This is a genomic window from Streptococcus oralis subsp. tigurinus (genome assembly GCF_002356415.1).
GTDB classification, from domain to species: Bacteria; Bacillota; Bacilli; order Lactobacillales; family Streptococcaceae; genus Streptococcus; species Streptococcus oralis_F.
In genome coordinates, this window is record NZ_AP018338.1 from 1651286 (window position 1) to 1671972 (window position 20687).

A 20687-nucleotide genomic window follows, 5' to 3' on the forward strand; every position below is an offset into this window, starting at 1 on the left:
TTAGCTAAAAACAATATATAGAACCCATATAATTCCTAGTACCAATACAATCCAAAACACAAAATGAATACGATGCTTGTTTGAATCGGATCCAGTCATATCAAGCGCTTTCTTATCTTCTTGGGGGTTCATTTTCTTCAATTCATCCTGATAGGCAACCGAATCTAGAATATTGTCTTCTGGCAATAATTCTGAAGCATAATAATCAGGAAAACCCATAGCAAGGCCAATTAGGTTCTTATCCGTTAGAGAAAAATCCAAATCTTCTGGTTGATTTTCCTGAATAGCTCGGATATTTTTTAACAGTTTATCAGAAACTACAGACACTTGATTCATAAAAACTACATCCAAAACATCAAATCCAAGCACATCACCGTCTTTGACATTTGCAAGAATATAACGAACAAAGGCATCATATAGTTGCAAGGCTTGCGGGGCATTTTCTTCTAAAAAAGACCGATTTTGGAAGGCATTTTGCTGGAATTTTTCAATAGAAAGTAAGATATCTACATTCTGCTCTTGGTAAAACTTTTCTGCTTCCTCTTCATCTTCTTCGAGTTTTTCTGCTGTTTCCCAGAGAGCAATAGGAGCTTTTAAATCTTCTTCATCCCAAAACAATTGCCAAAAATAAGGTATTGTGTAAATTCCCTCTGTTAGAATACGGGCTTCATCTCCGTTTTTTAAGTAAATATGGCTTCTATTGGCCATGTTGTTTCCTTTCAATTTTTTAAAAGTAAGATATGGAATTCTACTCATCCCTCTTCCGTAGATAAATCTATATAGACTTTCAACATATCTTCAGAAATTTCAAGTTCTATCTTATGAGGTAGGACACCAGTTCCCATACAGCCAGCATCTCAATCTATTCACTTCTATTGTAACACATTCCGCCTACATTTTGGGACGGTTTCTCAATCCTCATAACTGGTCATAGCATCTTCAACTTCAGCTAGACTAATGCCAAACAACTCTAAGCGCTTAAGGAGTTGCTTGCCGTTGGAATAGCCGATGCGGAGCTGTTCGCCTAGATACTCTCTGCGCCTACGACTGTCTGCTCCCGCTAAGAAACCTAGGCGAATCAAGTCACCACGACTGATGTCAAATTCGTTCTCATTTTCAAATTGCTCTGTCACCTGAGCCAGCGCTGTTTTCAGGTTCTCATAGCTAGCGTGTTCGATTCCCAGAGAACATCCCTTAGTCTTGGATTTGGGAGCAGCCTCATCTCGCTTGAGAAAGGCATGCTGCACCGTTGGAATGGCCGTCATAATCATACGCCGAATCCGCTCCCCATTAAAATCTGGATCGGTAAAGACAATGACTCCATGCAATTCATGCAGGCGTTGAATGCGTTCTATATCCTGGTCATTTATTGCGGAACCTCGTGTTTCATAGGTCTCTACATCAAAGTAACGTTTGAGATTGGCCGTATCATCGCGACCTTCGACCACGATGACTTGGGAAATTTTTTCTTTCATCACTTGCTGTCCAATCCGAAGATTCGCTCTGCATTTGCAGTCGTTGCTGCTGCTAACTCTTCTGTCGTCATACCGCGCAAGTCCGCGATAAAGTCCACGACATAGCGGGTGTAGGCTGTCTTGTTTTCACGACCGCGCTTGGGAACAGGTGCCAAGTAAGGCGCATCTGTCTCAACGAGTATTTTATCCAAAGGAAGTTCTCTAGCAGCTTCTTGGATATCCGTCGCTTTCTTAAAGGTTACCACTCCCGAGAAGGAAATAGTCATACCAAGCTCGACAAACTTTTCTGCCCACTCAAGAGAGCCTGAAAACGAATGCATAATCCCACCACGAGGACCAACGCCCTCGCTCTTAATAATCTCATAGGTATCTTCCAGCGCATCCCGGGTATGGACCACAAAAGGCAAATCCAAGTCCTTAGACAACTGAATCTGACGACGAAAAACCTGCTCCTGCACTTCCTTAGGTGCGGTCATCCAATGGTAGTCCAGACCAATCTCACCCAAAGCAACAACCTTGGGATGCTTAAGCTTTTCAAGCAAGTAAGCCTCGACCTCGTCAGTATATGTACCTGCTTCAGTCGGATGCCAGCCAATAGTCGCGTAGAGTTGCTCATACTCATCTGCCAACTCTAGGGCACGTTCAATGGTTGGCTTGTCAAAACCAACAATATTCATCTGTGTCACACCCATCTCAGCAGCCAAGGAGATTTCTTCGGCTTCACGTCCTGCAAATTCCTCTACATTTAAGTGTGTGTGTGTATCAAAAATCATCTCTTCTAACCTCGTTTTCTTCCCTCTATTATACCAAAAATAGCATCCCTCGGCTTGTAAAAATATTCTAATACCAATCGTTCTCCCTTGACTACCTTTTTTCAAAGCAGTATAATAACACTTATTGAAATTTTCAGTAAAGGAAAAGAAAATGTTTAGAAAATTAAAATATACCTTTATCGGTCGGCCACTCAAGTCTCTCACAGACAGCGAAGGGGGCTTATTAGGAAAAATGCAGGCACTTGCAATGTTATCCAGTGATGCCCTGTCTTCTATTGCCTATGGACCTGAACAAGTCATTCTCGTTTTAGTCAGCCTCTCTCCTCTCGCTATTTGGTGGAGCCTCCCTATCGGTATCTTTGTCCTTTTACTCCTCGCTAGTTTGACCATTTCTTATCGTCAGATCATTCATGCCTATCCTCAAGGTGGAGGGGCTTATATGGTCACTCGGGAAAACCTCTCCCCTGAACTGGGCTTGATTGCAGGAGGCAGTCTCCTTGTTGACTATATGCTGACAGTAGCCGTATCCGTCGCTTCTGGAGCTGATGCTATTACAGCAGCCATACCTGCCCTCCATCCCTACAATCTTCATATCTCTATTTTCCTAGTCTGCCTGCTCATGCTCTTGAATTTAAGAGGATTGAAAGAATCTGCCAGCTCTCTGATGATTCCCGTCTACCTCTTTATCTTCAGTACCGTCTTTCTCTTGCTTTATGGGGTCTTTCAACTGTTTACAGGTTCCCTAAACTATCAGGCAACTTCAACCATTGGACAAACTGTTCCGAGCCTTTCCATCGTTCTCCTACTAAGAGCCTTTACCAGTGGCTCTGCCTCTCTGACAGGGGTTGAAGCTATTTCAAATGCGGTACCATTTTTTAAAACTCCGAAAGAAAAGAATGCTGCTCAGACTTTGACCATCATGTCGCTGATTTTAGGATTTCTTTTTGCAGGCATTACCTTCCTAAACTACTGGATGGGTATCACGCCTCAACACGGAGAAACCATCCTCTCGCAAATGGCCAAGGGCATTCTTGGTGATTCATTCTTTGGTCATGCTAGCTACTATCTCTTCCAGTTCTCGACAGCCTTGATTCTAGCCGTAGCTGCAAATACTGGCTTTTCAGCCTTCCCTATGCTGTCCTACAATATGGCCAAAAACAAGTACATGCCCCATCTCTTTATGGAAAAAGGGGATCGCCTTGGCTACTCCAACGGTATCTTAACTCTGGCTTTTGGAGCTATGATCCTTCTTCTCATTTTTAATGGGAATACTGAACGCTTGATTCCTCTTTATACTATCGGAGTCTTCGTTCCCTTTGCCCTTTCTCAGACTGGGATGATTCGCCATTGGAAAAAGGAAAAAGGAGCAAACTTCTTAAAATCTGCCTTCGCTAATATCCTTGGGGCCATCATTTGTTATGCCATTGTCCTCATTTTACTCCTCTTCAGACTGGGTGATATCTGGCCATTCTTCCCAATTATCCTAGTTTTAACCTTCCTCTTTTTGTCCATTCACAACCATTACCAAAAAGTGGCAAAACAACTACGACTCTACGAAGGAATTGAAAAACGCACTTATGACGGTAACCTTGTCCTTGTCCTAGTAGGAAATGTCACTCGAGTAAGTATCGGAGCCATCAACTACGCTCAAAGTATCGGTGACGAAGTGTTGGCCATGCACATTTCTACTAAAGAAACGGAAGAGAAAGACCAAGAAATTCTTCAGGAATTTACCGACTACTTCCCAAATATCACTCTGAAGAATATCAATACCAGCTACCGCGACATCATCACCCCTAGCGTTAAGTATGTCAAACGAATCGCCCAAGAAGCTAAGCAAAAAAACTATACCGTTACAGTCCTCGTCCCACAGTTTATCCCTAACAAGCCTTGGCAAAATATCCTGCACAATCAAATGAGCCTCAAACTAAAATACGCTCTCAGATGGCATGAAGACGTCGTTGTCGCTAGCTACTCTTATCACTTAAAAGAATAAACAAAAGCTCAAAATCATTTGTTTTTGATTTTGAGCTTTTTTATCTGAACTTCTCAAATTTTCTTATAAATCAGAGACTTATTCCATGATACAAAACTCATACTGAAATGTATGAATCTTTCACTATCTATACTTGTTGAGCAAAACAAAAGCCAGTAGACTCGAGTTCCTACTGGCTTCTTTGCTGAATTTGTTTGGATTATGCAGCCAAAACTTTGCGTCCTTTACGACGACGAGCTGCCAATACGCGACGACCGTTTTTAGTTGACATACGGTTACGGAATCCGTGTTTGCGCGCACGACGAAGTTTACTTGGTTGATAAGTACGTTTCACGATGAATACCTCCTCATAGATTTTGTATTCGTTTAGCCGGCTATAAAGTGATCAGTTACTAAACATACTTTACTATTCTATCTGATTCTCACCTATTTGTCAATAGCTCTAAGTAAATGTTTCCTGCTTTTCCCTATGAAAGCCTTATCTACGATACTGACTCAAGAAACGTGTCATCTTTTCTTGGATTTGCGCTAATTCGTCCACACGTGGGAGGTAAACGATACGGAAATGGTCTGGTTCTTTCCAGTTAAAACCGCGACCATGAACCAAAAGAACCTTTTCTTGCTTCAAGAAATCGAGGACAAACTGTTCGTCATCATCGATGCAGTACATATTGCGGTCAATTTTAGGGAAGATGTAAAGACCCGCCTTAGGCTTGACCGCAGACAAACCTGGAATATCTTGAATGGCATTGTAGATAAAGTTTCTTTGCTCGTAGATCCGTCCACCTGGAAGAAGCAATTCGTCCACCGACTGGTGACCTCCTAGCGAGGTTTGTACGACTTGCTGGGCCAAAACGTTGGAGCAGAGGCGCATATTGGACAGCATATTGAGCCCTTCGATATAGCCTTTAACATGGGTCTTAGGTCCAGATAAGACCATCCAACCTACACGAAAACCAGCGATACGGTGGGATTTCGAAAGACCATTCATGCTGACGCAGAAGACATCTGGAGCCAGACTTGCTACCGGTGTATGAACATGACCATCCATCACCATGCGGTCATAAATCTCATCTGCAAAGATGATCAAATCGTTTTGACGAGCAATCTCAATAATCTCCAACAAGAGTTCCTTAGGATAAAGGGCTCCAGTTGGGTTGTTCGGATTGATGAGAATAATAGCCTTGGTATTGGAAGTAATTTTTGACTTAATATCGTCAATATCAGGGTACCATTCTGCAGCTTCATCACAGATATAGTGGACGGCATTTCCCCCAGCTAGGCTGACAGCCGCTGTCCAGAGAGGATAGTCTGGCATAGGCACCAAGACCTCATCTCCATTGTCCAAAAGCCCCTGCATGGACATGACAATCAGCTCACTGACACCATTTCCAAGGTAAATATCATCAATATCCACATTTGGGAATTTCTTCAGTTGGCAATACTGCATGATAGCCTTACGGGCTGAGAAAATCCCTTTAGAATCAGAGTAACCTTCGCTATCACGCGCATTCATAATCAAATCATGAATGACTTCATCTGGCGCTGTAAAGCCAAATTCTGCTGGATTCCCTGTATTCAGGCGTAAAATCTTTTCTCCATTTGCTCGCATACGCATGGCTTCTTCTAAAACAGGACCACGGATATCATAAGCAACATGCTCTAGCTTGCTAGATTTGTTAAATTCTTTCATCTTTTTTCCTCAATTCGTCAGGATAGTAACATTATACCACTAGAAAGTCGCTGCGACAAGCTTCCATAAACAAGGAAGTAAAAGAAAAAATGGACAATGGGAATTCTCACCAATTCTCTTTTCTTTTATTTCTATATACGCACTAAGTCTATGACCAACAATATGGTTTAAAATATGATTTTTACTTTACTTCTTTAGTGAAAAGGGTTACAATAAAAGTAAGAAAATTTCAGGAGGTTTCATTATGGCACAACGTTACCAAAATGTTATGGTCGCAATTGATGGTTCTAAAGAAGCGGACTTGGCTTTCGTCAAAGGTGTTTACACTGCTCTACGCAATGAATCCAAGCTCACCATTGTCCATGTTATTGACACACGCGCTCTTCAAAGCGTATCTACCTTTGATGCTGAAGTTTACGAAGAACTCCAAGCCGATGCTGAAAGTATGATGAAAGAGTATGAAAAGCGTGCAAAAGATGCTGGTTTAACGGATATCCACATCGTCATCGAAATGGGAAATCCCAAAACTCTCCTCGCTCGGACGATTCCGGACGCAGAAAATGTTGACTTGATTTTAGTTGGTGCTACAGGTCTCAATGCCTTTGAACGCCTCTTAGTCGGTTCTTCATCTGAATATATTCTCCGCCATGCAAAAGTCGATTTGCTGGTCGTGAGAGAAAGTGAAAAAACATTGTAAATAGTAAGAAAAGGAGCCTAGAACTCCTTTTTGTTTGCCCTGATTAATCTACACAAAAAGGCTTTAAACAATTATTTAAAGCCTTTGTCTTATTTAGAAAGTAATCAATTCCAAAAGATCGAATTATTTGTAACTGTAGGCCCAGTAGTATACACCGTTTCCGTCAACGACTGTGGCTACAGCCCCTTCTGTGACATTTGGATCAAGAAGCAATTCTCTCAAACCACTGTTTGCCCATTTTTTAACAACAGTAGCTGCATCTTCGTCACGACGTCCGACAAAGCCTGCGCTATCATACTGACGTGAGATTTCATTTACTTTTGGAAGTGCTTGATTTTGATAAATATCTTCCGACCAAGTCAATTCTTTCAACCCTTGAGCTTTACGAGTCTCATTGATTTTAACGAAAGCTTCTTTCGCTTTTGAAACATAGTCATAGTTTGTATCGTTTGTCGCTTCAACGCGGTAAATAAACTTCACATAACCAAATTCTACATCACTGTATTTCTTGTCCTCAACACCACTCTTGAGGTTTGCGACCAAGACATAGTCTTTAGCATATGGGTTTTCTTTGGTCTTCTCAAAGATTTCTGGATCTTCGATTTCCCACTCAACTTTAGCATCCCAACCAGAGTTATCAAGGAACTTAGGATTCATTTTTTCGATGACATAGTTTTTAAATTCTTCAACATTTTTGAATGGTAATGGTTGACCTGCTTTGGCAGTTGTTACTAGGTTAGTTGAATAGAGTTTCACGCTTGAGTTCTTGTCACTGTACATGTACTCGTCATCAGCAGTGTTTTCGTGAAGTTTTGGATCACGAGCTGGATCGTTTGGATCAGTCATCCCTTGAAGTTTCCATTTTCCTCCAAGCCACTTCCAGTATGCTGAGTAACCTGTACGCTCTGAGTTAGATGGTACATAGTAGTAATGTACACTACCGTCGAAGTAGTAGTTTTTATCATTCTTGAGGACTGCATCACCTGGTTTACCTGGTGGGTAAACCAATTTTGGAGTTTGTCCATTTGGTGCCCAAGCCAAGTGTTCCAATCCTTCAGCTGGTTTTTCAACATAATCAGGGATTTGGTTTTCACTTGGTTCATCAGTCGTTACCAAACCTGGTGTTGTTGGGATAGCTGGAGTTGCTGGTGTTTCTGGTTTTGGTTCTGCTGGTGTTTCTGTTGATGGCTTAAATGGATCAAATTCACTATCAGCACCATTAATTGGTGGGTTTTCTGGTAGGTCAACACTTGGAGTTGCTGGTTGCTCTGGTTTTGGCTCAGCTGGTGTTGTTGGCTCTTCAGGTTTATCACTAGGAGCTGGTGTTGGAGTCTCTGGTTCTGCTGGTGTTGGAGCAGGAACTTCAGGTTGACTTGGCTGTGCTGGCTCAACCGGAGTTGTTGGTTGTTCTGGTTTTGGTTCAGCAGGTGTTGCCGGTTGTGCTGGTGTTGTATCAGCAGAATCTTTCACCAAGACCCACTTACCATTTTGGTAGTAGTAATAATCACCATTGTCTAATACATAGTAATGGTAACCATTTTCGTAACGATAGTGCGGATCGTTTTCCAAGTTGTTAGTAGATGAGTTGTTGTTACTATTGTTTGTCAAAGGTTTCCACTGACCGTCACGATAAATACGGTAGCTACCGTCGTTCATGCGGTAGTAGTGATTACCATTCCAGTAAATATAGTTTTCATCGCTAGCAAGATTGTTATAATTATTCCAATAGTTGTAACCATAATAGTTGCTACCATTATCATAGCCATAATAATTATTCCAATAGTTGTAGCCGTAGTAATTACTACTGTTATCATCGCCATAATAGTTATTCCAGTTATTGTAGCCATAATAACCATTACTATAGCCATAGTAGTTATTCCAATCATTGTAACCGTAGTTGTAACTTGGGTAATGGCTACCATATTCATAGTTATAGCTTGGATAGTAGCTATTGTAGCCATAGTTATAGCTTGGGTAATAACTGTTATAGCCATAACTTCTTACAGTATAGTTTGATGTGCGGCTACGATTTGCAGTAGTACGGTTAGAAGTACGATTGCTTGAACGACGGCTAATTCTTGTATAGTAACTATTATTTCCATTCCAATTGTAAGCAGCGTGAGCTTCACTTGGTGCAAAAGTTGGAAGCATTGTTACAGCTGTTAAAACAGAAGCTGTCAAATAGGTATATTTTTTCTTCATTTCAACCTCTTAATTCTTTAATTTTTAAACTTGAAAATTAAAATAATAAAAATTTGGAAAGCAATTGTGCACAAATTATATAACAGAATCTCAATCCAACTTCAAAACAATAACCAACTTTTTAAATGCAACTTACCTATAGGCCTAAAATAGATATGTTAACTTCTTGTCTCCTTACAATAAAAGTTACCAAAGAGTTTTAAAGTAGTCTAAATCTGTTTATATTTATTCGCCCTCTAAATTGATTCTAACACACTAAGTTTCAAATATCAAATAATTTGACTCACCTTTTTTGATAAAAATCTACAAAAAATTATATATCATACTAAAATATATAATTTTTAGTCTTTTTTTGTAAATGAAATAATTGCTTATTCTCTTTCCGAAAATATTCAAAACGTTTTCATTTCGTTTTATTATATAAAAAAGCTAATAATAATTAGTGATATATTCACAAAAGTTCGTTTTCTATTAATGTGGATTCAATAAAAACCTTTCTTGGTTTTTATCCCAAGAAAGGCTTCATGACTTATTTCTATTTCTTTCCTTATGTCGCTCATAAGCCTTAAGCTGACGTTGTAGCTCCTGTTTAATAGCAGGTTCTGGAGCATATTTTTCTTCCCAGTCATCTGGTTTTAAAATCTTGTGTGTAACTGGATCAAAATGAGCTTTTCCATCAGGGAAGACCTTCCCCATATTCGCTTCATGGACAATATCAAAAATACGTTCTGGATCCACTCCCATCAAAACAAAACTACCGTATGTGAAATACAGTGTGTCAATCAAAGCATCCACTTGACCGACCAGATTTTGCTTAGCAGGTGTCTTTTTCGCCACTTTCTCTGCCGCATTATCAAGTGCCTCATGCATGCTTGCAAGGGAGTTTTGAAATTCTTCCTCCGAAGAACTTGCTGCACGAACAAACTCCACTAATTCTTCAATTTTAAAGTCTGCGCGGTGGGTTGCACCTTCAGCATCCCATGCCTGTGGCTCTTCTTGAGTTCGTTCATCCATCATGTGGTGGAAGGTCTTGACCTTATTAAAGTGGTAGTCTCGACTGACAAACACTTTTTCTGAAGCCAAAACACCAAAGTGCTCGAGCGCCTTGTGGATACCATCTTGTTGATTACTTGCCGTAATATGCTTGGCAACTTCTTTGACACTGCTACTGCCATTCCCCATAGCGACCGACATACCAACACCCGCCAACATTTCCAGATCGTTGTCTGAATCACCAAAGGCCATGACTTGGTTGAGATCAAAGCCATATTCTTTCCCGACTCGGCGAATGCCTTCTAATTTGGAATTTCCTTGGTTAATGATATCTGCTGCAAAAGGATTGCTTCGAGTTAATTTCAAATCTTCAAAATCAGCTGCTGCCTTCTCAGATTCCTCTGGCGTCATCAGCATCAAAACTTGATAAATGGGTTGATTAATCAAGTTAAGCAGGTCGTCTTCCTTTTGAGGAACTGCCTTGCTGACCATTCGATTAAAGGAACGGCTAACGGTTCTTGTCAGAACAGTCGGAATAAAACGACTAACCAGTTGAGAAAAGGATCCGAGACCAAATGACATAATTTTCGAACCAACAACGGCATGCTCGGTTCCAAGAGCGATTTCTTTACGCTCCTTTTTAGCATAAGCAATCAGTTGACGCAGGCTTGACTTAGCAATCGGACTTGCAAAGAGTACCTTTTCTTTATTAAAAATGTATTGGCCATTGTAGGTAACCGCAAAATCCAAGTCCAAGTCTTCCATCAATTCCTTGACAAAAAACGGCCCTCGTCCTGTCGCTACTCCAACAAGTACCCCTTGCTCTTTGACAATCTTAATCGCGTCCTTAGTGGATTTCAAAACACTCTTGCGATCGTTGACTAGCGTTCCATCGATATCAAAAAAAACAGCCTTGACTTCCATCCTATCCCATTCTCCCCTTTTGTGTTACAATGATTATACCACATTTCAGAAAGAGTGACTAAATCATGCCTAAGAAAATCCTTGTTTTACATACAGGTGGGACTATTTCCATGCAAGCAGACGCCACTGGTGCCGTTGTAACTAGTCAGGACAATCCCATGAACCATGTTTCCAATCCACTTGAAGGGATTGAGGTTCATGCCCTAGACTTTTTTAATCTGCCAAGCCCTCATATCAAACCCAAGCATATGCTTGCACTCTATCATAAGATTAAAGAGGACGCTGATAACTACGATGGAGTTGTCATCACACATGGTACAGATACCTTAGAAGAAACAGCTTACTTCCTTGATACCATGAAAATCCCGCCTATCCCCATCGTTCTAACAGGGGCCATGCGTAGTTCAAACGAACTTGGTAGCGATGGTGTTTATAACTATCTGAGCGCTCTGAGAGTTGCCAGCGATGATAAAGCGGCCGACAAGGGTGTACTGGTCGTCATGAACGATGAGATCCATGCAGCCAAGTATGTTACCAAAACTCATACGACCAACGTCAGCACCTTTCAAACCCCAACACATGGACCACTTGGCCTCATCATGAAGCAAGAAATCCTCTACTTCAAAACAGCTGAACCTCGTGTCCGGTTTGATCTCGAGCATATTCAAGGTCTAGTTCCCATCATCTCAGCCTATGCAGGTATGACAGACGAGCTGATCGATATGTTAGACTTAGAACAGCTGGATGGCTTAGTCATTCAGGCTTTTGGAGCAGGCAATGTTCCCAAAGAAACAGCTCAAAAGTTGGAAAATCTCCTGCAAAAAGGAATCCCAGTCGCCTTGATCTCACGTTGTTTTAATGGTATTGCTGAACCTGTCTACGCCTACCAAGGTGGAGGAGTGCAGTTGCAACGAGCGGGTGTTTTCTTTGTCAAAGAACTCAACGCTCAAAAAGCGCGCCTCAAATTATTAATCGCCCTTAATGCTGGATTAAAAGGACAGGCCTTAAAAGACTATATGGAAGGCTAAACCCTACTCTAGAAAGCAAAATCAGGAAATCTTCACGATTCCCTGATTTTTTCTATTTCCGTTTTCGTGTTGAACGACGCTCTGTCAAACCATGAGGCAAGAGAACTTCACGTTCTTCCAACTCTTCCTTGTGCATAATCTTCGTCAACATACGCATACTGATGGCACCAAGGTCATAAAGAGGTTGGGCAATAGTTGTCAAGTTTGGACGGGTAAAGCGTGAGATTTGTGAATCATCACTAGTAATGATTTCAAACTCTTCCGGCACAGACACACCGTGGTCAGCCAAACCATTTAGGACACCTGCTGCCAATTCATCGCCTGTTACAACTGCGGCTGTAGCTTGTGATGAAATCAAGCGTTCTGCCAAGGCATAGCCATCGTCATAGCTGTATTTTGATTCAAAGACCAATCCCTCGCTATAAGGGATTCCTGCTTTTTTCAAGGCTTCCTTGTAACCGATCAAACGAACCTTGCCATTGATATCATCGACAAGTGGTCCACTCACAAAAGCAATTTTTTCGTTTTCTTTGAGAAGGTAGCTCACGGCATCAATCGTTGCTTGTTTGTAGTCGATATTTACACTTGGAAGTTGATGTTCGACATCCACAGTACCAGCAAGAACAACCGGTGTCCGTGAACGAGAAAATTCTGAACGAATCTTTTCAGTCAAGTGATAGCCCATAAAGATAATCCCATCGACTTGTTTTGAAAAGAGAGTGTTAACCACTGAAACTTCCTTTTCATCATCCTCATCACTATTTGCAAGGACAATGTTATACTTGTACATTTCAGCAATGTCGTCAATCCCCTTAGCAAGCGTTGAGAAATAACCATTGGTAATGTTAGGGATCACAACTCCGACTGTCGTTGTTTTCTTGCTAGCTAAACCACGGGCTACCGCATTTGGACGATAGTCCAAGCGATCAATCACTTCTAGGACTTTTTTTCGAGTGTTCTCTTTAACATTCTTGTTGCCATTAACGACACGGCTAACTGTTGCCATTGAAACTCCTGCTTCACGGGCGACGTCATAAATCGTTACTGTATCATCTGTGTTCATTCCGTTTCCTTTCTATAATGAAAATTTCGCTTTCACGCATCTACTTACTCCATTTTATCACTTATTGTAAACACTTTCAAGTATTTTTAGGAGAAACTTTGAAAAAATTTCATTCTTCATTCTCATTTTGAAAAAGCGAGTACGATTTCTTGATTTTTGAGATATTTTGCTGTATGATAAGGAAAAATAAAAGGGGGAGGGGACTCTTATGGCTTTTACAAATACTCAGAGACGTTCCGCCAGTTTTGGCGTCGTGACCAGCCTGCCTGACGATGTCATTGACTCTTTATGGTATATTATCGATCATTTTCTGAAAAATGTCTTTGAATTAGAAGAAGAACTTGAGTTTCAACTGCTCAACAATAAGGGGACCATCACCTTCCATTTTTCTAGCCAGCACCTTCCGACTAGCATCGATTTTGATTTCAATCATCCTTTCGATCCGCTTTACCCTCCTAGGGTTCTTGTTTTAGACTTGGACGGCAGAGAAACCATCCTCCTTCCAGAAGAAAATGACCTATTTTAAAAACTCTAGCTTCTCAGCGCAAACTGCTGAGGAACTAGAGTTTTCTTTTTCTAATAAATAGAGCGACTAACAACTAGACCGTTTGGTTTTGTATACTCTAAGTCAAGGTAATCCTGATAAGTCCCTGGCACAATGAAACCTTGGGGACTCAATATATCAGTCCCAGCTTTTCCCACGATAGAGTCTGCCAGCAAGACACAGTTGGTACTGAGAACAAAGTAGGTCTTAAACTCGGATGAGCTGAATTTATAGAGGGTCGCATCTGCTTCCTCTTTCAGTTGGTAGGAGTAGGTATGCTTTACCTCTCCCTCTCTTCTTTTCATCAACTGCGAACTTGGTTCCCAAGGAATTAACAGGTCTTCTATCTCCGCTAAACGCGCTTGGATAGCTGCTTTCTGTTGGTCCGTCAAACTCAGGCCATAAGCAAACAAGGTCTTCTGACTTTCCCTCTTACAGAGCTCGATGTATTTTTCCCGATTGGCCTTAAACAAAACACCGTCTCCAACCATACCCAATAAACGCTCCGAGTGAGGATCATAGGAACCATAGGAAATAACCTTCCCTTGATAACAAATATCTACATGTCCCATAGCAAGAAAGAAAGAGGTTTCTGAGGTATGGACAAAAATTTCCAGATCAACCGTCTGATCGTTTTTTCTTTCTGAATGAACTTCTCCTTCTTGACTTTCATGATTTGCCAGCCACTCATTCAATTTACGCAAGGTACTGATAGGGATCAGAGCCGTCACAAAGATCGGCAAGGTCATTCGCATTCGCCGTTTCAGCTTGGGATTGTTTTCTATCTTTTCAAAAAAGAAACCATCCCGGAGGCTACTGGCTCCTAGCATGAGCAAGTAAAACCCAAGCAAGAGCAATTCAAAATTCGCTGCATCGTGAAAAGGAGAGATGCTATAAAGCCCGAATCCTATCATCCATACAGCATCGAAGAGATGATGGAGCCGAGGATGAATAGTATTTTTTCGATAGAGAGACCAGGTCACAAGACTAATGATGCCCGTAAACAGTTGGTAGCTCGCAATGATAAAGACCAAGAGATAGAGGGCAAGGTCTTGCAAAATGATAGAGTCAAACACGAGAGCTGCTACCACCAGCTTGCCCAAGATTACAAAGATATTTTCCCGACGTTTTTTATCCTGAAACCAGCGAGTCAACAAGTGCCAAACTGCTGACAAGGAAAAGTAGCCCATCAGCAACTGGTATCCCATTCGCGGAATAACTTGTCCAAAACGAATCAATAGAAGCCCTAAAACAATAGCAAGTAGTCCCTCCCCGATACTCTTCCACTTGCTATAGGTCTCGGAAAGCTTAGGCATTTCCTTGCTCCAACTGGTCAACCAAGTAACGAATTGGTTGTTTTAAGATTGGATGAATAAAATGGGGAGCTATTTCCACTAACGGCTCAAGGACAAAGAGGCGTTCTGCTATATAAGGATGAGGCAAGATGAGTTCGTCTGTGTAAATGATCTGGTCCTCCACAAAGAGTAGGTCCAAATCAATCAAACGAGGCCCCCAATGCACTTCTCTCACCCGCCCCATTTCTGACTCGATGGCTAATAATGTTTCTAACAAGACTGATGCTGGTAACCAGGTTTCTACTTCAATCACCTGATTGGCAAAGCTATCCTGCTCCACACCACCCCAAGGCTCCGTCGTCAAAACACTGGACTCCTTGAGAATATGGATGCCACGAACTCGCAGTTTGTCAATGGCTTGTTCCAAGTTTGCTTGCTTGTCCCCCATATTGCTTCCTAGAGCTATAAAGGCCCGTTGCTTACGACGGTGAATGGTTACCGAGCAGGTATCCAACGGTAAATGCACTGGAGCCCAAGGTTTTTTTAGTTCCAACTCAATCTCTTGGACAAGAGGATAAGTCTCAAAGGTACGTTCAACTAGTTTGTAGGCTACCGTTTCAATCAAGTCCTCACTCGTTTCCTGAAACCAAGTCGTCCACTGCTGGCACAGTTCTCCGTAATGGACAGAAGCTGTCAAATCCAATTCTGTCGCCGCCTTGGTCATATCATAGGATAAGCTTGCGGAAATAACAAACTTCTGCCCCAATTCCTTCTCACTAGGGAAAAGACCATGATAAGCAAAAATTTCCAAATCTTTTATCTGCAGTTGATCCATAACTAGTCCTTTCTAGAAAAATCCGCATGAAGCGGATTCTTTTTATAGTCCCATTAAACGATAAGCCTGGTCTCGGAGGTCCTTATCTGTTTCAAATAGACCACGAGCGACTGTCGTCAAGGTTGCCGTGCCTGGTTTTCTGACCCCACGCATGCTCATACACATATGCTCAGCCTCAATGACAACAAAGGCTCCTTTAGCACCCAGATAGTCCATCAAGGCATCGGCCACTTCAATATTCAACCGTTCTTGAATCTGTGGTTTTTTAGAATAAACTTCAACTGTGCGGGCTAGCTTGGACAAACCTGCCACACGTCCATCTGGAATATAGGCAATGTGCGCTCTCCCATAGAAGGGCAAGAAGTGGTGTTCACACATGGTGTGGAAAAAGATATCCTTCTCCACCACCATATTATCGTCGATAATCTCAAAGGATTTTGACAAATGTTCCTCCGCAGTTTGGCCAAGACCTGAAAAAATTTCTTGGTACATACGAGCTACACGAGCAGGCGTTTCCTGCAAGCCCTCACGATTAGCGTCCTCTCCTACAGCCTCGATAATCATTTTTACAGCTGCTTCAATTTTTTGTGTATCCATTCTCTAGTTATTCCTCTCCATTAGGTAGGCTCTCACTTGGCTCAAGAAATACAAGGAACCCGTGACAATCCTAACTGTTTTTTTCTCTTCATTTTTATCTGTCAATTTCTGCTCTAGAACATCCTGCCAACTTTGGTAATTAAGATTTCTAGACTTGGCTGTCTCTTTCAGCACGCTTTCATCCGTCGCCCGACTATCGTCAAAATGGGTTAAAGTCAATTGACTATCTGGCATCGTCTCTAGTAAATCCAGCATATCATTCAAGGCCTTGGTTTTAATACACGTAAAGAGGATTTCCTTATGATAATCCGCAAAGCGTTCTTGCAAGGTTGCCAATAAAGCCTTGATAGCATGGGGATTGTGGGCTCCATCCAAAAGCAACAATGGGTCTCTAGACACGACCTCCAAACGCCCCGGCCAACTGGTTTCCTCAAGAGCTTGAGCAACCAAGGCATTACTTGCAAATTCTCGCCCAGTCTCCTGGCAATAAGTGTCTAGGAGGGCAAGCGCCATCCCCGCATTCTCGATCTGATGTAAACCAATCAGACCTGTTTGAAAGCAACCTTGTCTGACAGAACTAGTATAGTCAAAGATTTCGCCTGTCACCACACTTTCTTGATGACTGACTTGATAATCACTCCCATAGACAAGTCTCGGTGCATGTTTAACTTCTGCCATATGGTCGATAACAGCCAAGGCTTCTGGAGCAATGCGACCTGTCACCAAAGGAATATCTTGTTTGATAATACCAGCTTTCTGCTCTGCTATGGCTTCCAAGGTGTCACCAAGTAGGGCTACATGATCCAGTCCAATGGTTGTGATGCCTGTTAAAATGGGCTGGCAAACATTGGTACTATCCAGAAGGCCACCCATGCCGACTTCCATGATAGCCACATCTACTAGCTCTGAGGCAAAGTAATCATAAGCTAAAGCTGTGATAATCTCAAACTCAGTTGTTCCCTGCAAATTGTCAGCAGATTCTCCCTCAAGCAAAGACTGATAGTCTGCCATGAGGGCTTCTAGCCTAGCCTCGGGAATGGATTCCCCATTAATGCTAATCTGATCCGTATAATGAATGAGATAGGGCGAGCTGAACACCCCAACTCTCAGTCCTAGCTTTTCCAGCATCTTTTTCAAAAAAGCAATGGTAGACCCCTTGCCGTTGGTCCCTCCGATATGGATGACCTTGAGTTTGAGATGGGGATTGCCTCGCAGAGCTAGGAGTTCTACCATGCGTTCCAAGCCAAAATGCGGTTGGTCCGTCCGGTAGTGGGCAATCCATTGATTGTTTTGAATTTCGTTCATCTTATTTATATTGTTTTAAATCTAGATTTTCTGCATCATCTGCCAATCGAATAGCTGACGCAATTTCAACCGCCATCCTGTGACTGGCTACATCGTGCACGCGCACCACTTCTACACCCTGTCTCGCAGCGATACTGGTTACATGAGCCGAAGCTGTGTCCCGATTGCGGAAACCGACTTCCGTTTCAGGATTGACTTCAAAGCCATTTTCCTCCAGGATATTAATGACAAACCGCTTACGCGAAACTCCAAGAAAGATCGGATATCCTTGCTGGTGTAATTTATCAAGGTCCCGTAGAAGGAGTAGATTTTCCTTCTTGGTGAGACCAAAGCCAATCCCTGGATCCAGCAAAATGTTTTCTCTTGCAATTCCAGCTTCCTCCGCTCTCGCTAGAGCACGTTCAAAGAAAGCCTCCATCAAGTCTTCGATTGGCACTTTTTCAAAGTCAGCTAACTCTTCTTCTGTAAAAGCTTGCCCAAAACCAAAATGAGGAAATATGAGTGAACTAGGGTGCTGAGGTCGAGCCATAACTGGATTAAACATGATAACCACTTTTGCTCCAGCCTTAGCAACCACATCCGCCATTTTTTCATCACCCATAAGACCCGTGATGTCATTTACCAGATTGGCACCAGCAGCCAAAGCAGCCTCTGCCACCTGACTTTTCCATGTATCGATAGAAATGAGGACATCACTTTCCTCACGGATAGCTTTAATCACTGGAACAACACGCTGGATTTCCTCTTCTATCTCAACATAGCTACTGCCCGGCCGAGTCGATTCTCCACCGATATCGAGCATGCACGCTCCTTCTGCTATCAATTTACGGGCTTGCTGGAGCGCCTGCTCAAGAGCAAAAAACTGCCCACCATCCGAAAAGGAATCTGGGGTTACATTGATAATGCCGCAAATGGCTGTTTTTACGTGGTTGACTTTATTGGACATAACGGTTACTCCCTTAAGGTTCTTTACCATATTATCTCTCTATTTTACCATAAAAAGAAAAAGATGGACACGCTAGTATTCATCTTTTCCAAGTAGGTCAATGGCTTAGAATGATAGGCCTAGATTTCTACTAATCAATACCAATAAGGCCAACAAACAAAATGCAATACCATTGAGAATCATATGAAGTAAAATGGACATCTCCAAACGCTCAGTCTTATAGGCTGTCCAAGTCAAAACCGTTGACATTCCTCCATAAATAATCACAGAAGGCAGATTGGTTGGCGTATGGAGCAAGGCAAAGACGATTGCACCAACAACAAAGCCAAGTTTTTCTTTTCCACGGAAGATCTTTTGGGGAATAATTCCACGACACAAAATTTCTTCACAAATCGGCGCAATCAAGACTAGTAGAAAGAAAGTTGAAATCAAGGAACTATTCTGAACCAAACCATTCAGTATTGATTGGTTATTGGTTGTTGCCTCATTTGTTAGTCGAAGCAGGAGTGAACCCAAGAGATTTGTCGCAAAAATCACTAGATAACTCAGTACCAAGCGAGCCAAGTCTTTTGCCTTAAAAAAGGATAGATTAAAAGTAGCAAGTTGTGTTTTTCGTGCACCAATAATGAATACAATCAAAACGACTATGGATAGGGCACCTACTAAGAGACCTGACTGTAAAATTGGAAACTGTTTGTTTGCTAAAAACAAAGCAAGTCCTATGGGAAATTGAGATAGAACAAAAGCTACCAAAAGGATAATCACCCATTTCCCTCTGTTTAAAACCTCTTGCCAAATCGTCTTATCTTTCATGATGTACCTCCTTATAATTAAAAAGGGGAGACTCCCCTTTTTCTATTATATCATTTATAGCGCCATACTGATATAGTTAAGGATAAACAAGGCATCCAAAATCCAAATCATCGCGTGCACGTCCTTTGCTTGACCTTTGACAACTTTTGTTAACGTATAAGTCAAGAAACCAACTGCAATCCCTTGTGTGATAGAGTAGCTGAATCCCATGAAGATAGATGTAAAGAAGGCAGGGACAGCTTCAGCCATATCATCCCAATGGATGTTTTTCAAACTACCAAGCATCATAATCCCAACGATAATCAAAATTGGAGCCGTCGCAGCTGATGGAACAATTGCCAAAAGTGGACTAAAGAAACTTGAAATTGCAAAACAAATCGCAACCACTAAGGCAGTTAATCCAGTACGTCCACCTGCACCAATACCAGCAGCAGACTCGACATAAGTCGTTACGTTTGAAGTACCTGCGATGGCACCAATTGAAGTACCAATCAAGTCAGAGTAAAGAGCCTTATCTAACTTATCTGATTGGTGATTTTCACCATTTGTTGCTACGATACCGACTTTTTCACCTGTACCGATCAAAGTACCAATTGTGTCAAAAATATCTGTCAACGAGAAGGCCAGAATAGCCATAAGTGTTTCCGGTAGACGAGCAGTGTCTGAGATTAAAGCACCCAATCCTTGTGAGCCAAGTGCTGCACCAAAGATTGTCTTCAAATCTTCAAAGGCTGCACCTACATGGTTATTAGAAAAATCAATGCTTGATACATCAACCAAACCAACAGCGATAGCAAGAACTGTCGTTGTTAGAATAGAAAGGATGATTCCTCCCTTGATACCCTTAATAACAAAGAAAATCGTAATCGCCAAACCTGCAATAGCCACTAAAACAGCCGGATTATTAAAGCTAACCAAGCCTGGAACTGCTGAAGAATTTGCTGTAATGGCTGCTTGCGCCTTATCAGCACCTTCACCGGCAACTGTATAATTTCCTGGATCGATAGAGAATTTCAAAAGGCCAGCATTCTTAATCCCTACATAAGCAAGAAAGACACCGATACCTGCTGAAATCGCAGAACGAAGAGCGTTTGGAATTGACTCAATGATCATTTTCCGAACATTTGTTAAGGTAATGATTAGTGAAATAATCCCACAGATAAAGACCATAGCCAAGGCCTCTTGCCATGAATAACCAAGTCCAAATACGACTGTAAAGGTAAAGAAGGCATTGAGTCCCATACCTGGTGCTTGAGCGTATGGCAGGTTCGCATAGAAGGCCATCATCAGAGTACCAGCTACCGCACCAATAATCGTTGCTAGGAAGACACCTTGAGCAGGCATCCCTGTCTGCGCAAGCATTTGTGGGTTTACAAAGAGAATGTAACTCATTGCAAAGAAAGTTGTTAAACCAGCGAGAACCTCCGTACGAACGTCTGTTCCGTTCTCTTTTAGTTTAAATAGTTTGTCCATCATAAATCTCCTTTTGTTTTTTACGAACAATATGA

General features: G+C 41.9%; 19 protein-coding genes. 4 read left to right on the plus strand and 15 right to left on the minus strand.

All coding sequences use genetic code 11. From position 1 onward, the window contains the following. From STO1_RS08425 to STO1_RS08435, 3 genes are all read right to left on the minus strand, one after another. Entirely contained in the window at positions 1–708 is a 708-nt protein-coding gene (locus tag STO1_RS08425) for a dimethyladenosine transferase (RefSeq protein WP_096422812.1), read from the minus strand. Between the two features lie 203 nt (positions 709–911). After that, positions 912–1475 (minus strand): ribonuclease M5, encoded by a 564-nt coding sequence (rnmV, locus tag STO1_RS08430; protein WP_096422814.1) that lies wholly within the window; start codon positions 1473–1475, stop codon positions 912–914. After that, on the minus strand, positions 1475–2248 hold the full coding sequence (locus tag STO1_RS08435; protein WP_000575641.1) for a TatD family hydrolase: 774 nt from the start codon (positions 2246–2248) through the stop codon (positions 1475–1477). The genes rnmV and STO1_RS08435 overlap by 1 nt, the downstream gene beginning before the upstream one ends. 151 nt (positions 2249–2399) lie before the next feature. Between STO1_RS08435 and STO1_RS08440 the strand changes: the two genes are divergently transcribed. After that, positions 2400–4244, plus strand: a complete 1845-nt coding sequence (locus STO1_RS08440; RefSeq protein WP_096422816.1) for an APC family permease — start codon at positions 2400–2402, stop codon at positions 4242–4244. Between the two features lie 199 nt (positions 4245–4443). Here the strand turns inward: STO1_RS08440 and rpmH are convergent, their stop codons facing one another. Both rpmH and STO1_RS08450 read right to left on the minus strand, forming a co-directional pair. Beyond that, positions 4444–4578 (minus strand): 50S ribosomal protein L34, encoded by a 135-nt coding sequence (rpmH, locus tag STO1_RS08445; protein ID WP_000831905.1) that lies wholly within the window; start codon positions 4576–4578, stop codon positions 4444–4446. Positions 4579–4722: 144 nt separating this feature from the next. Next, a complete protein-coding gene (locus STO1_RS08450) occupies positions 4723–5937 on the minus strand; it encodes a pyridoxal phosphate-dependent aminotransferase (RefSeq protein WP_084938916.1) in 1215 nt (404 codons plus the stop codon). 244 nt (positions 5938–6181) lie between these two features. On the opposite strand from STO1_RS08450, the gene STO1_RS08455 reads away from it, so the two are divergent. Continuing rightward, a complete protein-coding gene (locus STO1_RS08455; RefSeq protein ID WP_000079164.1) occupies positions 6182–6634 on the plus strand; it encodes a universal stress protein in 453 nt (150 codons plus the stop codon). Positions 6635–6757: 123 nt separating this feature from the next. Here the strand turns inward: STO1_RS08455 and STO1_RS08460 are convergent, their stop codons facing one another. After that, the gene (locus STO1_RS08460) at positions 6758–8836 is read right to left on the minus strand and encodes a CAP domain-containing protein (protein ID WP_096422818.1); all 2079 of its coding nucleotides are present in this window, start codon (positions 8834–8836) and stop codon (positions 6758–6760) included. Positions 8837–9358: 522 nt separating this feature from the next. Then, on the minus strand, positions 9359–10753 hold the full coding sequence (locus STO1_RS08465) for a Cof-type HAD-IIB family hydrolase (RefSeq protein ID WP_045616504.1): 1395 nt from the start codon (positions 10751–10753) through the stop codon (positions 9359–9361). Between the two features lie 65 nt (positions 10754–10818). Between STO1_RS08465 and STO1_RS08470 the strand changes: the two genes are divergently transcribed. Continuing rightward, a complete protein-coding gene (locus STO1_RS08470) occupies positions 10819–11781 on the plus strand; it encodes an asparaginase (RefSeq protein ID WP_084853081.1) in 963 nt (320 codons plus the stop codon). Between the two features lie 52 nt (positions 11782–11833). Here the strand turns inward: STO1_RS08470 and ccpA are convergent, their stop codons facing one another. Then, the gene (gene ccpA / locus STO1_RS08475) at positions 11834–12844 is read right to left on the minus strand and encodes a catabolite control protein A (protein WP_084853082.1); all 1011 of its coding nucleotides are present in this window, start codon (positions 12842–12844) and stop codon (positions 11834–11836) included. A gap of 208 nt (positions 12845–13052) precedes the next feature. Between ccpA and STO1_RS08480 the strand changes: the two genes are divergently transcribed. Further along, the gene (locus STO1_RS08480) at positions 13053–13370 is read left to right on the plus strand and encodes a DUF960 domain-containing protein (protein ID WP_000886045.1); all 318 of its coding nucleotides are present in this window, start codon (positions 13053–13055) and stop codon (positions 13368–13370) included. A gap of 50 nt (positions 13371–13420) precedes the next feature. Here the strand turns inward: STO1_RS08480 and STO1_RS08485 are convergent, their stop codons facing one another. The 7 genes from STO1_RS08485 to STO1_RS08515 all read right to left on the minus strand — a co-directional run bounded on the left by STO1_RS08485 (position 13421) and on the right by STO1_RS08515 (position 20652). Beyond that, entirely contained in the window at positions 13421–14704 is a 1284-nt protein-coding gene (locus STO1_RS08485) for a hypothetical protein (protein ID WP_084853083.1), read from the minus strand. Then, positions 14697–15518 (minus strand): 2-amino-4-hydroxy-6-hydroxymethyldihydropteridine diphosphokinase, encoded by an 822-nt coding sequence (folK, locus tag STO1_RS08490; protein WP_084853084.1) that lies wholly within the window; start codon positions 15516–15518, stop codon positions 14697–14699. Before folK ends, STO1_RS08485 begins: the two co-directional genes overlap by 8 nt. 42 nt (positions 15519–15560) lie before the next feature. Further along, positions 15561–16115 (minus strand): GTP cyclohydrolase I FolE, encoded by a 555-nt coding sequence (folE, locus tag STO1_RS08495; protein WP_000380916.1) that lies wholly within the window; start codon positions 16113–16115, stop codon positions 15561–15563. A 3-nt stretch (positions 16116–16118) separates the two neighbouring features. Continuing rightward, positions 16119–17420, minus strand: a complete 1302-nt coding sequence (locus STO1_RS08500) for a bifunctional folylpolyglutamate synthase/dihydrofolate synthase (protein ID WP_096422820.1) — start codon at positions 17418–17420, stop codon at positions 16119–16121. 1 nt (position 17421) lies between these two features. Next, the gene (gene folP, locus STO1_RS08505; RefSeq protein ID WP_172843653.1) at positions 17422–18396 is read right to left on the minus strand and encodes a dihydropteroate synthase; all 975 of its coding nucleotides are present in this window, start codon (positions 18394–18396) and stop codon (positions 17422–17424) included. 75 nt (positions 18397–18471) lie between these two features. Beyond that, complete coding sequence (locus tag STO1_RS08510; protein WP_096422823.1) at positions 18472–19179, minus strand: CPBP family intramembrane glutamic endopeptidase; 708 nt, start codon at positions 19177–19179, stop codon at positions 18472–18474. A 54-nt stretch (positions 19180–19233) separates the two neighbouring features. Next, positions 19234–20652: an NCS2 family permease gene (locus STO1_RS08515; RefSeq protein ID WP_007522449.1), complete on the minus strand. Its 1419-nt coding sequence runs from the start codon at positions 20650–20652 to the stop codon at positions 19234–19236. Between the last annotated feature and the right edge of the window lie 35 nt (positions 20653–20687).

Excerpts from the sequence above, each read along its gene's own strand:
- folE (WP_000380916.1), bottom strand. The coding sequence starts at position 16,115 with ATGGATACACAAAAAATTGAAGCAGCTGTAAAAATGATTATCGAGGCT.
- ccpA (WP_084853082.1), bottom strand. The coding sequence starts at position 12,844 with ATGAACACAGATGATACAGTAACGATTTATGACGTCGCCCGTGAAGCA.
- folK (WP_084853084.1), bottom strand. The coding sequence starts at position 15,518 with ATGGATCAACTGCAGATAAAAGATTTGGAAATTTTTGCTTATCATGGT.
- STO1_RS08480 (WP_000886045.1), top strand. The coding sequence starts at position 13,053 with ATGGCTTTTACAAATACTCAGAGACGTTCCGCCAGTTTTGGCGTCGTG.
- STO1_RS08440 (WP_096422816.1), top strand. The coding sequence starts at position 2,400 with ATGTTTAGAAAATTAAAATATACCTTTATCGGTCGGCCACTCAAGTCT.
- STO1_RS08435 (WP_000575641.1), bottom strand. The coding sequence starts at position 2,248 with ATGATTTTTGATACACACACACACTTAAATGTAGAGGAATTTGCAGGA.
- rnmV (WP_096422814.1), bottom strand. The coding sequence starts at position 1,475 with ATGAAAGAAAAAATTTCCCAAGTCATCGTGGTCGAAGGTCGCGATGAT.
- STO1_RS08425 (WP_096422812.1), bottom strand. The coding sequence starts at position 708 with ATGGCCAATAGAAGCCATATTTACTTAAAAAACGGAGATGAAGCCCGT.
- STO1_RS08450 (WP_084938916.1), bottom strand. The coding sequence starts at position 5,937 with ATGAAAGAATTTAACAAATCTAGCAAGCTAGAGCATGTTGCTTATGAT.
- STO1_RS08465 (WP_045616504.1), bottom strand. The coding sequence starts at position 10,753 with ATGGAAGTCAAGGCTGTTTTTTTTGATATCGATGGAACGCTAGTCAAC.
- folP (WP_172843653.1), bottom strand. The coding sequence starts at position 18,396 with ATGGTAAAGAACCTTAAGGGAGTAACCGTTATGTCCAATAAAGTCAAC.
- STO1_RS08515 (WP_007522449.1), bottom strand. The coding sequence starts at position 20,652 with ATGGACAAACTATTTAAACTAAAAGAGAACGGAACAGACGTTCGTACG.
- STO1_RS08455 (WP_000079164.1), top strand. The coding sequence starts at position 6,182 with ATGGCACAACGTTACCAAAATGTTATGGTCGCAATTGATGGTTCTAAA.
- STO1_RS08510 (WP_096422823.1), bottom strand. The coding sequence starts at position 19,179 with ATGAAAGATAAGACGATTTGGCAAGAGGTTTTAAACAGAGGGAAATGG.
- STO1_RS08460 (WP_096422818.1), bottom strand. The coding sequence starts at position 8,836 with ATGAAGAAAAAATATACCTATTTGACAGCTTCTGTTTTAACAGCTGTA.
- STO1_RS08470 (WP_084853081.1), top strand. The coding sequence starts at position 10,819 with ATGCCTAAGAAAATCCTTGTTTTACATACAGGTGGGACTATTTCCATG.
- STO1_RS08485 (WP_084853083.1), bottom strand. The coding sequence starts at position 14,704 with ATGCCTAAGCTTTCCGAGACCTATAGCAAGTGGAAGAGTATCGGGGAG.
- STO1_RS08500 (WP_096422820.1), bottom strand. The coding sequence starts at position 17,420 with ATGAACGAAATTCAAAACAATCAATGGATTGCCCACTACCGGACGGAC.